Annotated in this window: 11 protein-coding genes; all 11 read left to right on the forward strand. The window is 70.9% G+C overall.

Features of this window, described 5'->3' with window-relative positions:
• Positions 1 to 691: 691 nt before the first annotated feature.
• The 11 genes from IE267_RS33890 to IE267_RS33940 all read left to right on the forward strand — a co-directional run bounded on the left by IE267_RS33890 (position 692) and on the right by IE267_RS33940 (position 14,760).
• Positions 692 to 1,624 (forward strand): conjugal transfer protein, encoded by a 933-nt coding sequence (locus IE267_RS33890; protein ID WP_189765785.1) that lies wholly within the window; start codon positions 692 to 694, stop codon positions 1,622 to 1,624.
• Positions 1,621 to 1,953, forward strand: a complete 333-nt coding sequence (locus tag IE267_RS33895; protein WP_189765786.1) for a hypothetical protein — start codon at positions 1,621 to 1,623, stop codon at positions 1,951 to 1,953. Before IE267_RS33890 ends, IE267_RS33895 begins: the two co-directional genes overlap by 4 nt.
• Positions 1,950 to 2,501 carry a hypothetical protein gene (locus IE267_RS33900; RefSeq protein WP_189765787.1) on the forward strand — a complete coding sequence of 184 codons (552 nt, stop codon included), beginning with the start codon at positions 1,950 to 1,952 and terminating at the stop codon, positions 2,499 to 2,501. The genes IE267_RS33895 and IE267_RS33900 overlap by 4 nt, the downstream gene beginning before the upstream one ends.
• On the forward strand, positions 2,498 to 5,191 hold the full coding sequence (locus IE267_RS33905) for an ATP-binding protein (RefSeq protein WP_189765788.1): 2,694 nt from the start codon (positions 2,498 to 2,500) through the stop codon (positions 5,189 to 5,191). The genes IE267_RS33900 and IE267_RS33905 overlap by 4 nt, the downstream gene beginning before the upstream one ends.
• Positions 5,188 to 5,550 carry a hypothetical protein gene (locus tag IE267_RS33910; RefSeq protein WP_189765789.1) on the forward strand — a complete coding sequence of 121 codons (363 nt, stop codon included), beginning with the start codon at positions 5,188 to 5,190 and terminating at the stop codon, positions 5,548 to 5,550. Before IE267_RS33905 ends, IE267_RS33910 begins: the two co-directional genes overlap by 4 nt.
• Positions 5,550 to 8,213 (forward strand): hypothetical protein, encoded by a 2,664-nt coding sequence (locus IE267_RS33915; RefSeq protein WP_189765790.1) that lies wholly within the window; start codon positions 5,550 to 5,552, stop codon positions 8,211 to 8,213. Before IE267_RS33910 ends, IE267_RS33915 begins: the two co-directional genes overlap by 1 nt.
• Positions 8,210 to 9,379, forward strand: a complete 1,170-nt coding sequence (locus tag IE267_RS33920; RefSeq protein ID WP_189765791.1) for a C40 family peptidase — start codon at positions 8,210 to 8,212, stop codon at positions 9,377 to 9,379. The genes IE267_RS33915 and IE267_RS33920 overlap by 4 nt, the downstream gene beginning before the upstream one ends.
• Before the next feature lie 206 nt (positions 9,380 to 9,585).
• Positions 9,586 to 10,044, forward strand: coding sequence for a hypothetical protein (locus tag IE267_RS33925; RefSeq protein ID WP_229861564.1), 459 nt, complete (start codon positions 9,586 to 9,588; stop codon positions 10,042 to 10,044).
• Positions 10,020 to 12,647, forward strand: coding sequence for a type IV secretory system conjugative DNA transfer family protein (locus tag IE267_RS33930; RefSeq protein ID WP_189765792.1), 2,628 nt, complete (start codon positions 10,020 to 10,022; stop codon positions 12,645 to 12,647). Before IE267_RS33925 ends, IE267_RS33930 begins: the two co-directional genes overlap by 25 nt.
• 5 nt (positions 12,648 to 12,652) lie before the next feature.
• Positions 12,653 to 13,570: a replication-relaxation family protein gene (locus tag IE267_RS33935; protein WP_229861594.1), complete on the forward strand. Its 918-nt coding sequence runs from the start codon at positions 12,653 to 12,655 to the stop codon at positions 13,568 to 13,570.
• A 578-nt stretch (positions 13,571 to 14,148) separates the two neighbouring features.
• A complete protein-coding gene (locus IE267_RS33940) occupies positions 14,149 to 14,760 on the forward strand; it encodes a hypothetical protein (RefSeq protein WP_189765793.1) in 612 nt (203 codons plus the stop codon).
• The last annotated feature ends 361 nt before the right edge of the window (positions 14,761 to 15,121 follow it).

Consider the following 15,121-nt stretch of genomic DNA (forward strand, 5'->3'; position numbering starts at 1 on the left):
CACGACCGGCAGTCCGGCACCGAAGCCCTTGGGAGCCGGCGAGAAGGGCAGCGCCACAGGCCGTTCGTCGGCGTGGTGGCGTTGATGCGGCTGAGCGGACAACGCGAACCCGCCGGATTCCGCCTACGGCTGGGCCCGGCTCCCCGACCCCAGAATGACGCAACCCACTGACGGCGCCGAGCAGCGCATCCGGCTCGCCCCCATGGACCGGCCACCCGGGCGGTGCGCAGCCGCAGTGTGGGCGGCCCCAGTCGCACGCGGTCCGCTAACCGCGCTGCGCACCGCCGGATGCGCACTGGCAGTGGACCGGCGCGGCATCCTGGCGGCAGTTCACACTCGGTCACCGGCTCTGCTCACCGTGCGCAGCCGTCTCCTCAGCTCAACACCCCGCCATGTCGCGGGGGTGCGCGGTGGCCCACGGAGGAAAGCGCGAACCGCCGACGGACTCGACCGGCGGCCACACGGCGTCCGGCACGGGGCCCGCGGCGCGCGCCGGTGGCTGAACGGTCAGATTCGCTGTGGAGAGAACCGCAGAGGGGTGGAGGGGGCTATGGAGGGGTCCCTCCATAGCCCCCTCCACGGTTTTGTGGCCGCTTCGTGACCGTGGAGGGGGCTGATCGGTCGGCGGATCGGTCGGGGCTGGCGGGTTTGGTCCAGGTAGCAACACACCGTCTCTACCTGGGAGTTTCACATGTCTCCTGCGACACAGTCCTCGGGCGGCCAGGAGCCGCCGATGGCTGCGGGGGTCGCCCTGGCCCGGATGCGCCGTCAGGTCCGGATCGGACGCTGGGGGGTGTGGGTCGCACTCGCGTGCGGCCCTCTCGCCCTCGCAGCGGCGGCCCTACGGTCGCCCGCCGCACCCGCTGAGGCCGCACCGGCGCCGTCGAGCAGCACGATGCGCACACCGCCGGCCGCCGATCCGTCCGGGTATGCCGAGCTGTACCTGGCGGCCTGGCTGCGCAGCACCGCCGGCGACGAGAACAGTGCGCAGGCACGCCTCGCCCAGGCACTGGCGCCATCGGTTGCGCTGCCGCGGCCGGAGGGTACGCAGCCGGTGCTCGAGCGCGCGGTGGCGGTGCGCAGTGCGCAGCGTGAGGGCGGGCAGTGGTCGGTGACGGTGGCTGCGCAGTACGCCGACTTCTCGGTGCGCTACTTCGCGGTGCCCGTCGTGGCCGGCGCGGACGGGGGCTCGTTCGCGGTCACCGGGGCACCCGGTCAGGTGGCCGGCCCCACGACGGCGAAGGCCCCGGAGCCGGCATACGGGGTGAGCCTGCCGGCGAAGGGGGTACTCACCGCCACCGTCGCCGAGTTCCTGCGTGCCTATCTCACCGGGCTCGGCCAGGTGGACCGCTACCTGGCTCCGGGGGTGCAGCTCGCGGCGTTGTCCGGGACGTCGTACACCGACCTTCAGGTCGAGCAGGCCAGCGCCATCGAGGAGTCGGCGGCCGCGGAGAGCGTTCCGGCGGACGGCACGAAGGCCCGGGTGCAGGTCCAGATCAAGGCCCAGGACAAGACTGGTGCATGGCCGCTGGCGTATGAGCTGACGCTGACCGCGCGGGCCGGCCGCTGGGAAGTCTCCGCATTCGCCACCGCTACGGGTACGGGCGGAGGCGGCCACGCGTGAACACGGCACACTCCCTGGTCCTGGCCGGGAAGCTCGACGATCTCGGGAACTCGTGGATCGACATGTTCACCACGTGGGGCAGCCGCGGGCTCAAGGCCGCACTGATCGTGATCGTCGTCGTCTACATGGTGCAAAGGTTCTCGATCAAAGCGGGCATCGGGGCCCTGCTGCTGATGGCGATCGCGCTGGGCATCTACTCCTCCCGCGACGACCTCGCCGCGACCTTCACCGACCAGATCAAGAACCCCACCAAGAAGTCGGCCCCCGCCATCACCGTGCCCGTGCGGCCCCTCACCGGCGCGTCCCCGCAGAGTGGGGGTGAGCTGTGAGCGCGAGCGGTGCCGCGCCCCGCGTGGCGCGTTTCTACACCTCGGCCCGACGTCACCCGTGGGTGCTGGGGAAGGTCGCCGACTTCAAGATTCCGCTCGGCCCGTACACCCCCGCGCAGATCGCGGTCGCCGGCGTCGGCGGGCTGCTCCTGGTCGAGACGGTCACGTGGTGGTCCTGGCTGGGTCCACTCCCGCTGGCCGCGTGGGTGGTGGCGATCTGGATGGTGCGCCGCCCCAAATTCGCCGGACGTGCTCCGCTGCCGGCCCTGGCCGGATGGCTGACCCTGCTGGCGCAGCCCGCCCCCGGGCGCATCGGCGGCCGCGTGGCCCGCGACCGTATGCCGCACCGGGTCTTCGGTGGCTTCGTCATCGAGAACCTGCCGTCCCACCTGCCCACCCCCCGCCCGGTGACCCCGACCTCTTCGCAGGCTCGCCGGCCGCGGCCGGCAGCGCGCCGCCTCCCACAGACATCAGTGCGCTCTGCCTCACCCGCGCAGCGGCTTCTCGCTCAGGCGGCCGCACGCCCCATCGAAGGGAGCCGGCCGTGAGGGTGCCGATCCGTCATCTCGCCGGTCACCTGCTGTGGTCCGCCCAGGGCGGGGTGTGGGCGCTCTACCGCCTGCATCCGGGCCCCGACGAGCAGGGCCTGCACAGCGAAACGGTGCAGGGCACCTACATGACCACCCAGGTCCGCGACGAACTGCTGTCCAAGGCAACCAGCTTGGTGCGCTCGCTGTCCGGGGCACCACGGCTGTACGGGCTGTGTGCCCAGGTTGATCCAGGCGAGATCGCCCTGCGCATGCTGGACGGCGTCGACCCCGGCGCGGGCAGCGCCGCCCGGCACAGCGGCCAGCACCCCTGGGCCGAGACCACCGAGTCCGCGCTCAGTCTGCTGGAAGGACAGGAGATGCACCGCCGCACCCTGTGGCTGGCGGTGCCGCTCACAGCCGAGACAGGTCCACTCGCCTGGGCCGGCGGCCTGGGGGCGGTATGGGCCGACCTCTCCAGCCAGCTCGGGCTCACCCCCGCTGCGGTCAGCGCCCGCGAAGTCAACGCCTACCGCCGCCAGGCCGAACACATCGAGGCCCAGCTGTCGGGTGCGCTCGCTTTCCGTCCGGCGCGCCCGGCGGAGGTCGTGTGGATGCTGCAGCACGCGCTACGCCGCGGCCTGCCGGAGCCTTTGTTGAGCGAGGCGGAGTCCAGCACCCTGTACGGCGGCCGCCTCCGGGCCGGCGAGCTCCGCTCCCCCAGCTACGCCGACCTCGGTCAAGTTCGCCTCCACGAAGGCGGACCCGATCCGTTGGATCACACCCCCGGCACCCGGCACGACAACGATGAGACAGGCGAAGGGAGCAGCCGGGCCGGGCGCGGGCCGTGGTGGCGCCGGGGAGGCGACTCCCCGCTGCTGCGGCGGTGGCTCCAGGTCGAGACCGAGGACGGCTGCGGCTACCAGGCGCACCTGGCGCTGGCCGAGTGCCCCAAAGCGGTCCGGGTCGAGGCCGCCGACCTGCTCGCGCAGCTCGAGGGCCTGGCCTTTCCCGTCGACTACTGCGTCGACCTCACGCTGGTTCCCGCCGACAAGGCCAAAGCCCAGGTGCAGCGGAAGAAGAACGAACTCGTCGACCAGGCCGAGCAGTACGACGTCCGGCCCACCGGTATGCCCCACACGGTGCCCGAAGCCGTGCGTGATCTGAGTGAAGAGGACGGCCGGCTGTCGCGTACCTCCATCGAGGTCGAGGTCCAGTCGGTGACCGTCCTGAGCGTGTGGGCCGCGCGCGCCGCGGACTGCGACGCCCGCGCCCGGGCTCTTGCGGCGCTGCTGGCGGGAGCGGACTACCGGGCGGTGCGCCCGGCCGGGCTCCAGGAAGCTCTCTTCACCCTCGGCCTGCCGGGCACCGTGCGCCCGCACGCACTGCGGGAGTTCACCCAGCACCAGGTGTCCGAGGACTGGGCGATGAGCGGCGCGCTCACCCTCACCGAGGCCGGTGACCCCAACGGGATGCTGCTCGGCTTCGACCAGGACACCGGCACCACCCGGCCGGTGCTGCTGAACATCGCGGATGCCCCCAAGGCCGACGCCTCGGCGTCCTTCGCCGTGAGCGGGGATCCCGGTGGCGGCAAGAGTGTGCTGCTGAAGCTGCTCACCCAGTCGACCGTGGACCGTGGCGGGCGGGCGATCTGTATCGACCGCACCCCGCTGCGCGAGTGGGCCACCTTCGCCCGTGCGGCCGCCCCGGGCCGCTGCCAGATCATCGACGCCGCAGCGGCCGGAGTATCCATCGACCCGCTGCGCATGTTCCCCGGCACCGCACAAGGCGCGCACTACGCGCTGAGCTACCTCGCGCTGCAGCTGGGCATCGGTCCGATGACCGCGGCCGGCGGCGTCCTGCACCGGGCCGTCGAGCAGACCGCCCACAGCGCCGCCCCCTCCATGCACCAGGTGCTCGAACACCTACAAACGATGGCGGACGAGGTGGGCGGGTCCCGGCGGGAAGCGGCCGCCACGTTGGTGGACCTGACGCGGATCGTGTCCTCCAACCCGCTCGCGCAGATGGTGTTCGACCCGACACTGCCGCCGGTCCGCCTGGAGCAGGACCTGGACTCGGACCTCATCGTGATCACCACCGCCGGGCTCACCCTGCCGCCCCAGGAGGCCTTCGCCCACCCCGAGGTCCTGCGCCAGCAGCCCCTGGAAGCCCTGATCGGCCGGGCGGTGCTGTATCTGATCGCGGCGCTCGCCCGGCAGACCGCGTTCGCCGACCCGGCCAGGTTCTGCGCCATTGTCGCGGACGAGTTGTGGTGGCTGACCGGCTCCGCCGAAGGCACCGCTCTGATCAGCGAGATCCTCCACGACGGCCGCAAACACAACGGCGGCCTGTTCGCCGGCGCCCAGGACGAGAAGGAACTCGGCCCGGACCGGGGCCTGTTCGCCTACCGTGCTCTGTCCCGCACCCAGGACGACAAGACGGCCCGCCGCGGCCTGGAGTTCATCGGCCTCGACAGCACCGACCCCGAACTCCTGCAGATCGTCACCACCGACCTGTCCCCCCTCCGTGACAAGCGCAGAAAAGGGGAGATGCTGCTGACCGCGCCGCGCATGAACACCTGCCGCGTCAAGGTCGCCATCCCCCGCCTGCACCGCATCCGCTCCGGCATCACCACCACCCCCGGAGACCAACCCACACCAGCTCCCACCGAGGCAACGACGGCCAACGCGCCGAAGGAGCACGTGGGATGACCGGCAATGAATGGGACCGTTCCCGCAGTCGTGCCCATATCGTCGGCACGCTCGCCGTCGTGGCTGTCCTGGCCGCCGTCATCACCGTGTTCGCGATCGCGGGCGTCCCCGACGCCTGGTGGCCCCAGATCTGCTCGGTGTCCGCCGCCAGCCCTCAGCCCACCTCCTCCAACGACCCGTGCGTCCTGATCACCGGGCTGGCCCACGACTCGTGCGCCCCCACCCCCGCCCCCTTCGCCTCTGGCTCCAGTGCACGGCCGAGCGGCGCCGGAACGGCGGACGCCTTCCGGCTCGCCGTGCCCGCAGCCGGGCTGCTCCTCGTGTACGCGGTGCGGCGCAGCGGCCGGCGGAGGCGCTGATGTGGCGCCCAGATCGCGCACGCCTGCGTTCGGGTGGCTTCACGGTGCTCGTCACCGTGGTGTTCCTGCTCGTCAACGCTCAGGTAGCGCATGCCGCGCAGAACAGCGGCGGCGACATGCTCTCCCCCCTCAACATCACCAGTTCCGAGGTTGTCCCCATCAACGGCTACGAGCTGTCGGCCGAAGGCGGATCCGTCTTTTCGTTCAAGTCGAACGCCTACGCCTTCGTCATGAACGGCTTGTTCACCCTGTTGCGCCTGGTGGTCGGCCTGGCGTGCTGGGCGATCGGCTATGCCTTCAAGTTCCCGCTGCTGAAGATGCTCACCAGTCCGGCGCAGCAGGCTGCCGATGCCTACAACCACGCGGTCGTCGACAGTCTCGGCCTCAAGGGGCTGATGCTGGCCTGGGCGTTCGTGTTCGGGCTGATCCTGTTCGTCCGCGGCAAGACCGGCAAGGGCCTCGGTGAGATCGCGCTGACCCTGGTGATCGCCGGGTTCGCCGCATCCGCGTTCGTGCGCCCCGACTACCTGCTCGCGCAGGGCGGCCCGCTCGCCCAGACCCAGCAGGCCGCCGCCGAAGTCGCCCGCGACACCGTCAACTCCCACTACTGGGGCGGGAAGATCGCCAGCGACCAGGGGCCGTGCGCCGGCATGGCAGGCCGCGGCGAGCTCAAGTGCCTTCAGCTCGAGGGAGCCAAGCCGCTCTCCCCCGCCGAGGTGGCCCGCCCGATTCAGGACTCCCTGACCAACGCTCTGATCGTCAAGGGCTACATGCTGCTGGAGTACGGGCGCGTCCTGGACCCCGCCAAGGACAGCGACAAGAAGGCCTACGCCCTCCACCTCAAGTGGGTCTCCGGCGGCTACAAGCCTGAGAACCAGCCCCAAAAGGGCAAGGGCGACACCTGCGGCCTGATCCGCGGAGTGGCACGCACGTACTGCGAGCAGGGCGCCGCCGGGCAGGTCAAGGGCCCCGATGCCGACACGTTGCCCGCGCTCACCACCGGCGACGCGCTGCTGCAGGCATCCCAGCCCGTACTCACCGAGGAAGACCAGCAGTTCGCCGCGTTCCTGGGGGACCTCAAGGAGCAGGGCGGCCCGGTCGGCAAGGCCTGCGCCCAGTACGCGTCCCAGCCCACCGGCTGGCGCACCGCGGGCGCCTTGATGCTGTTCATCGCGTCCCTGCTGATCTGCGCGATCCCGCTGTCCGCCTCGGTGGTTCTGCTCGGCACCCAGGCAGCCGACGCCGGTGCGGCCGCGGTCGGCGGCGTCGCCTTCGTGTGGGGGATGCTGCCCGGCCCGAACCGGCAGGTCGTGTGGAAATGGATCGCCGTGTTCTTCATGTCGGTCGCGGTCATGTTCGTGTGCTGCATGTTCCTGCCGTTCTACGGCATCGGTGTGGACGTCGTGTTCACCGACGGACCCGACCTGCCGGCCGAACGCCTGCTGGTCCTCGACGTCCTGGGCATCGTCGGCCTGGCCTGCCACCGCATCCTCATGCGTGGCATCAGCAGTTTCGGGCAGCGGCTGGCCATCCGGATGCGGTACGCGAAGGTCGGCGGCACTCATCTGCCCGGCGACACCTCGGAGATCGGCGCCGCACTCGCCGTGCATGCCACCGGCGGCGGGTTTGGGATCGGCGGACTGCGCTCCCTTGGACTGCACGGATCCGTGGGCAGGCTGGGCACTCGTCACCGACTGATGGCTTCCCTGGCGTCGCTGGCTGACGGGGCGGGCATGCCCGTCGATTCCGGCCGGCTGCTGGCCGATGCCGGCGCCGAGGCCTCCCGCGGGCTTGCCCCGCTCGCTCTGGCCGCCACCGGTCTTCGCCTCGGTGCGCGCGGCGGCTGGGGTCTGCTGGTCGGGCGCCGCCCGGACGACCAGGCTCTCGAGCGGTGGCGCAAGCCCACCGCTGACGTGGACAGCGCCGCATCCGAGGCAGAGCACGGCGGCCGCGCCGGAGGCACGCAGCGCCGTCGCGGGCCCGCGGACCGCTACCGGGATCCGGACGGAACAGTCGCCGACCGGGACTCCGGGACGCTGCTGCACGATCAGCACCAGGACCGGACGCTGCTGTCGACCCGCGCCCACAACCGGCTTGTCCGGCTGCGCGGCTACCGGATCCTGCACCGCGCGGGACGGATCGCGTACGGCTCCAGCTGGGGATTGCCGGAGAACCTGCGGCGCGGCGGGGAGCACGGCTCGCGCTACACCCACGATGCCCGCCAGCAGGTGCGGGTCTGGGGCAACACGGTGCGCGAGGACGGCCGGGCCTGGGCTCAGGCCGGCAGCGGCGTGGCTCAGCGGCTGCGTGAGCAGCCCGGCGACCGGGGCGCTCCGGCTCCCTTCACCGGCCGGGCCCTGCGCTCCGCGCCACCGAACAGCGGCCTTGGCGCGCCCGCATCCGTCACCCCTGCTCCTCCCCCGGCGCCGCCGGCCGCACCGCCGGCACGTCCGCTCGCCTCCCCGCCACGCCCCGCCTCTCCGCCAGCAACGCCAACTCCCCCGTCTGCGCCGCCGCGTGCCGTCGGGCCGGATCCCGCTGCGTTGAGGCGCCGGATCATCGACCGGCTCGGGGCCGGCGATGCGCCCGAGGCACGCCGCCGCATCCAGGACGAGATGCGCCGCCGCTTCGGCGACCCGGACGCGGGTGGTGACGGCGGATGAGGCTCCACACCCTCAGGCGCCCTCGGCGGCGGGCCAAGTGGGCCGTCCTGATCACGCTCGTGCTGTTCACCGCGGTGTGCTGCGCCACCCCGCTCACCGGGACCGTCAACGCGCTGGCCGCACTGGCCGCCAGCCGCTCCACCACCGGCAACGATCCAGGAGGCGGCACCATCGCCGACATCCCGCCCCGCATGCTGCAGGCCTACCAGAAGGCCGCAGCCCTCATCGGGCACGACGTACCGGGCTGCAAGGGTTTGGACTGGCCGGTCCTCGCCGGCATCGCGAAGACCGAGTCCAACCACGCCGCCGGGCACAGCATCGCCGCCAACGGCGACATCACCCCGCGCATCTTGGGCGTGCTGCTCAACGGGTCCGGGGCCGGCGGCAACACCACCGCGGTCGCCGACAGCGACCACGGACGCTGGGACGGCACCGCACAGGGTGAACGGGCCGTGGGCCCCTTCCAGTTCCTGCCCTCCACCTGGGACGACAGCGCGGGCCGCGACGCGAACGGCGATGGTGTCAAGGACCCGCACAACGCCGACGACGCAGCCCTCGGCGCGGCCGTCTACCTGTGCGGCAACGGACGCGACCTGAGCGAACCGCCCCAGCTCCGCTCGGCGATCCTGCAGTACAACCAGTCCGGCGCCTACGCGGACGAGGTCCTGGGATGGATCCGCCAGTACCGGGCGGCCACCAAGGCCAGCGTCGACCTGAGCCACGTGACCGGGACCGCGCGCACCGTCCTCGATGCCGCCCTGGCCCAACGCGGCGTCCCCTACTCCTGGGGCGGCGGCGCCGTCTCCGGCCCCACCACCGGGAGCTGCTGCTCCCCCAGCGGAAAGTCCGGTGCGTCCATCACCGGGTTCGACTGCTCGGGCCTGACCCTGTACGCGTATGCCAAGGTAGGCGTCCGCCTTCCGAGGTTGGCGTCGGACCAGGCCGGGGTCGGCCGGCGCATCCCCGCCGCCCAGGGACAAAGCGCTCTGGCTCCCGGCGACTTGGTGTTCTACGCCTACGCCCCGGGCCGTGATGCGACGATCTACCACGTCGGGATCTACGCGGGGAACGGCCAGATGGTCAACGCTCCCCGGCCTGGGGCCGCCGTGCGTCTGGACGCCGTCGATGCGATGTCCGGCTTCGCGGGAGGGGCACGGCTGCTGTGACCCTTCCACGCACTCCCCCTCGTCGGCCCCGCCCGGTCTGGCCGCTGGCCTTGTGTACCGCGCTGCTGGCCGGTGGCGGTCTGTTCCTGCTGCTCCCGCAGGAGGAATCCCAGCGGGCTGCCCACACCACCGTCACCGCACGGGTACAGCGTTCGCCCCCTGCGACCCGGCCTCCGGCAGCCGCCCCGCCTCGTGCCCCGGACTCTGTGCCCCGCAGGTCCGTGGTCCCCGGGGTCGCCCCCTCGGCAAGGTCCGCCACACGGCCGGCTCTCCCAGCACGCGGCGACGGCCCCGGTGGCGACGCCGCCATCCAACAGGTCCTGGAGCAGTCCTGGCCCCACGACCTGTCTCCAGCCGATGAACAGCAGCTCCTCCTGCTGGGCCGCCGGCTCCTGGCCGCCGATGCGGGCGGCGTGGGCCGCGAGGCGTTCCCCTCCCTGTTCCCGCCAGGGGTGCGGAACGTGGTGGTGCCGGCCTTCACCCGCATCCGTATTCAGGCGGCGATCGCCCGCTCCGGCGGCTCGGACCGGGCGGTGGTGCACCTGGTGTGGGCGGGCGGCGACCGCGGCGGCACCTACACCGACGGCCGCCTGACCGACTTCTCCTTCACTCGCACCCCGTCGAAGAACGGAGCCACCGCATGGCAGCCGCTGCCTCTGTCCTGACCGCACAGCCCACCCCGACGGCGTCCGGCCCCGCGCTCGATCTCTTCCACCAGCTGCTCGCCGTCATCGAGTGGCTCACCGACCACGCCTGGCTGCTGCTCCTGGTACTGGTGGGCGCCGCCGCGATCACCGAGCTGGTGCTGCGGCGCATGGCCATGGCTGCCTCTCAGCAGCGCATGGCTCTCGACTTGACCCCGGCACGGCACTTCGACCCCTCTCCCGAGCAGATTCTGCGCCGGGGTATCGAGCTGGCCCGGGCCTCCACTTCCATGCCATGGTGGGCGCCGCGACGCTCCAAGGCGGTGCGGATCCGGCTGCGTGCGGACGGTACAAGCCCCCTCCTTTACCGGATCGAGGGGCCGGCAGGCGCCGAACGGCTGCTGACCACCACTCCCTTCGGCCCCCACGTCAAGGTCACCAAGGCCGCAGCGCTGCCGAACAAGCAGCGGCGTCACGAAGTGCGGGCGGAGTTCATCCTGCGGGGAAACCCGGTCGCCCTGCTGCGTGATGTCCCGCTCGAACCAGATCCCCTGCAGCCACTCGTCGATGCCGTAGCCGATCTGCGCGCCCAGCTCGGCGACCTGGCCGAGGTCTGCGTCGACCTGCAGCGCGCCCCGAAGACGGTGCTCAAGGCGCGCCGGTGGCAGCTGCTGGATGCCGCCCGGCGCAACGAGCGCACTGAGACCGCACGTCTGACCCATTGGATGCACCGCGATCACCAGAGGCTTCAGGACTCCTGGCTCTTCCAGTTCACGCAGGTGCTCAGTTCGGATGGCCGTCGCAGCCGGGAGGGCGGCCGGATGGTCATGACGCCGCCGCAGGTCCGTGTGGATCCCGCGAAGGCCTTCGGCAAGCTCGCCGAGGACAGCCACCTCGTCCGGGTGCAGATCCTGGTGCGCTGCGCTTCCGACATCGCGGGCCGTGCCGAAGCCCATCTCGCCCGGATCCAGGCCGGGTTGGCCGTGTTCGGCGGGTCGGCCAGGTTCGCCATGAGGGGATGGCGCATCGGGCCGTGGCGGCTGGGAGCCGACCGCTGGCCGCACCGGCGTCAGTTCGACCGGCGCTGGGCCGCCGGGCAGTGCCAGCCGCCAGCCGCCAACTGGGTCCAGCTGACCGAGCTGCTGGGGCTGCTCAAACCGCCCACCGTGCACTGCCGGCTGCCGCTGCTCGCCGTTGATCTGCCGTCGTTCGTTCCGGAGGATCCCTCTCTGTTGTTGCAGGGCTGGTATCAAGGCGCGGACGGCCGGCGCCGCCTGGTGGCCACCCCTACGGCAGAGACCCTCTTCGAGGTCGGTGTCGGCAAGGCGGGCGGCGGCAAGACCGAACGCGCCCTGGTCCAATCGGTCGGATACGCCCATGCGGGCGGCGGTTTCCTGTTCGTCGACCCGCACCGTGACTCCTGGCAGCGCGCAGCCCCTTACCTCGCGCACGACCACCTCATGGGCCGCATCGCCCGCATCGACCTGAAAGCCACCGGCCCCCAGTCGCTGATCAGTTCCTGGAACCTGATCGGCATGGACCACGGACGGCCCCGACACGAAGTGGTCGAGGACACCGTCGATGCCTTCGCAAGCGCCTTCGGCTGGGAGGACGCCAACGCCCCGCGCGCCATTGCCATCTTCACCGAGGCACTCACCGCTCTGACGGCGGCCAATGAACTGGCCTGTCAGGCAGGACGCCCCGACGACCAAGCGACGGTCTTTCAGGTCCGCAGCCTGCTCACCGATGCCGGATTCCGCACCTGCGCGCTGGCTGCCGTACGCGAGCGCCTGGGCGAGGAGTCGGCGGCCTGGTGGCAGAGCGTGTTCCCCACCTTCCCGGCCGACTCGTTCAACATCCTGATCAACCCGCTCGCCCGGCTTGCCGCGAACCCGGTCACCCGTGCTTTCCTCGGCCAGGGCCAGGGCATCTACAACATCCGCGCCGCCATGGACCGCCGCATGATCGTGTGGGTGTGCACGGCGGGCAACGGCCCGAGCGACAAACTGCTGGTGGCCCTCCTCGCCCGCGACCTGTTGCGGGCCGGCCGCTCCCGCACCGATGTCCCCGAGGACCAGCGTGTTCTCTTCCGGGTCTACCTCGACGAGCTGATCACCCTGACCGGCACCGCCGCCGACTCGATCGCCTCGATGTTCGAAGACCTGCGGAAGTTCAAGGTACAGATCCATGGCATGACCCAGCTCCTGGCCCGGCTCCCGGTCTCCGTACGCCAGTCGCTGCTCCAGAACGCATCGACACTGTCGACGACCACCGGCTCCAGAGGGGCCGTCTCGGCCATCACCGAGGAATGGGGCGACCAGCCCAGCGCCACGCACGTCGCCCACCTGGACCGCTACGACCACTACGCCCAGTTCACCGTCGGCGGCCGGCGCGTCGGCCCCGTCCTGGTCCACGGCCCGGTGCTGGAGGACGTCTTCGCCGACCTCTACGAGCCCGGCAACCGTCGGGCCCTGGAGGCGGCCGCCGACAAGACGGCAGGGGCACGGCCACTGTCCGAACTGACCGCGCGCGCCGCCGCCCAGCAGCAGCGCATCCAGGCCTTCCTCCTCAAGCACACGCCCAGTGCCTCCCCCCTCACCAAGTCCACCAAGGAGTTCCAGTGACCCACCTGCCGCCTACCTCCGACCAGACGACCGCGCGTCCCTTCACGCCCAGCCCCCACGAGCCCCTGCCCCACCAGCTGCTCGCGGCCGTGGCCCAGCACCGCATGGCCACCACGCAGCAACTCCAGGACCTGCTGCGCCCGCAGGCGGCCCGCCAGACCATCTCCCGACCGCTGAACCGGCTCCACAAGCAAGGGCTGATCGGCTACACGGCCCTGCCCCACTCGCACGGCAAACGCGCCTGGTACCTCACCCCGGACGGGGCCCGCATCACCCGCGACTGGCCCCAGCTGCGCGGCCGCCCCCCATACCCCCTCACGTCGGCCTCAGCCGCCTCCCTGAAGACGCCACACGTCCTGACCGTGGTCCGCTCCCACCTGGCCTTCGTAGCTGACGCGCGACGGCGCGGCGACGAACACGGCTACCTCGACTGGACCCCCGAGGTCGCCCACGCGCTCGGGGACAGTGAGCGCGTCATCGCGGACGCGCTGATGTACTACGTCCGGCACAACGACGACGGCAGCCGCACCAAGTTCCGGTCCCTGGTCGAGGTCGACCGCGCCACCACCAGCAGCGAGCGCCTGGCCACCAAGCTCATCGACTATGCCCGCCTGCACACCTACACCCCCGCCCCGCCCGGACGCCGCGCCTCCCAGGCGAACTCCGGCCCGGCCTGGCAGCGCTGGTACCCCGTCTTCCCCCGCGTCCTGTTCATCCTCACCGGCGCCAGCCCCGTCACCCTCACCCACCGCATCGAAGACCTCCAAGCCATGACCGCCGAACACCCAGCCGTCGCTCACCTCGCACGCACGGTGCCACTCGGCGCCGCCGTCCTGCACGACCTCGAACAGCACGGCCCCACCGGACCCCTCTGGACCCCTCTCAACGGACAGGGCGAACGCCGCTCCTGGACCGAACTGTGAAAGTGCCAGCCACTGAACCCGCCCCGCCGCCTCAACCGCGCGAGAAACCCGGCGAACAACGCTCGCGTCTCCACGCTGCCCCGGCAGTGAGACCCGGCTTCCCCGGCGGCGTCAATGTGCGGCCGCTCCAGCAGCCCCACGGGACCAAGGTTGGCCGGATCTCTCACACAAGCCCACTCCACCTCTCCCCATAGAGGGTGAGGGTTCGGGCGTTCCGGCCACCCTCACCAAGCCGGCCCGGCTCCGCAACCAACGCCACTCGTGCCACAGAACAGGGACTTGGCGCATATGCATCAGATTCCACATGCAAATCCACCATCACGGACCGTGACGCCGACAACAGCAGGGACAGTGAAGGGTTTCGGCCTCATCACGACAGTTTCGACCACACGACCTGCGCGGAAATCGGCACGAACATGCACAAACGCACCCCACGTCCATACGCATAGCACTTGGCTCATCTACGGAGAGTGGCGCTACGGTGCCGTCTACAGCAAAGCCGGAATCGCTTTGACTCACGCTCCGAGCCCAGCCCCAGAACCCCAGTGGATCCCAAAGAACCTTACGGGGAGGACCAGTTGACCCTCGCACCACGACGTCACCGTCACACGGCCCTGCGCCGGCGGGCCGCCGCCGCCTCAGCCGCAGCCTTGGTCCTGCTGAGCGCCTGCAGCGACAACAAGACCGACCAGAGCGGGGACAAGAACCCCACCACTGCCGTCACACCGTCGACCGCGCCCCGCAAGACACCGCAGACCCCGTCCGCGGATGCCGCCGAGAAAGCGGCCGTCCTCGCGTCGTACAACGCGATGTGGGTGGAACAGATGAAGGCATACCGCAAAGCGGATGCGGCGGGTACCGAACTCGAGAAGTACGCCTCGCTGGATGCACTGGGCAAGTTCCGCATCGACCTGGCACAGATGAAGAAGGCCGGCACTGCGGTGATGGGAGAGCTCGGCCACACGCCTGTAGTGACCTCTCTCAATCTCACGACGCAGACTCCGACGGCGGAGCTCAGCGACTGCATGGATCTCTCCGAGTCGCAGACCATTGACACCCGGGCTGGCAACAAGGTGATCCCGTACCCGACCGCACAACCCATGCGATACATCGCCACAGCCACAGCTGAGAAATGGCCGTCAGGCTGGATGATCACCAAGTTCATTCCCACCGGGAGCCGAAGGTGCTGAGAAGGCTCCTCAGAGCGACACCTATTGCGATGCTGCTGGCCTGGGCGCTCACCGCTGTCGCGCTGGCGGCCGAGGATCCCATCGGCAACGACCCCAATTGCCGGGGTCAATGGATGGCAGTGACAACGTGCGCCCTGGACACACACCGAGTTCCATCAGCTCCAGGAGGAAGCGCTCAACGGGCGTCTGCCCCATCAAGCGCCCATGGGGGCAGCGCTCCATCGCCATGCACCTACACGAAGCTGGAACCGCAGCCGCCACCGGAGTCTGTCAACTCCGGAACCGGAATTGGTTGGGACGGCCAGACAACCAAGGGTGCAGTGTTCCAGGTGTTCTGCCCAGACACTGACAGGCTGTCGCT

Source organism: Streptomyces xanthochromogenes, from assembly GCF_014650455.1.
GTDB classification, from domain to species: domain Bacteria; phylum Actinomycetota; class Actinomycetes; order Streptomycetales; family Streptomycetaceae; genus Streptomyces; species Streptomyces xanthochromogenes.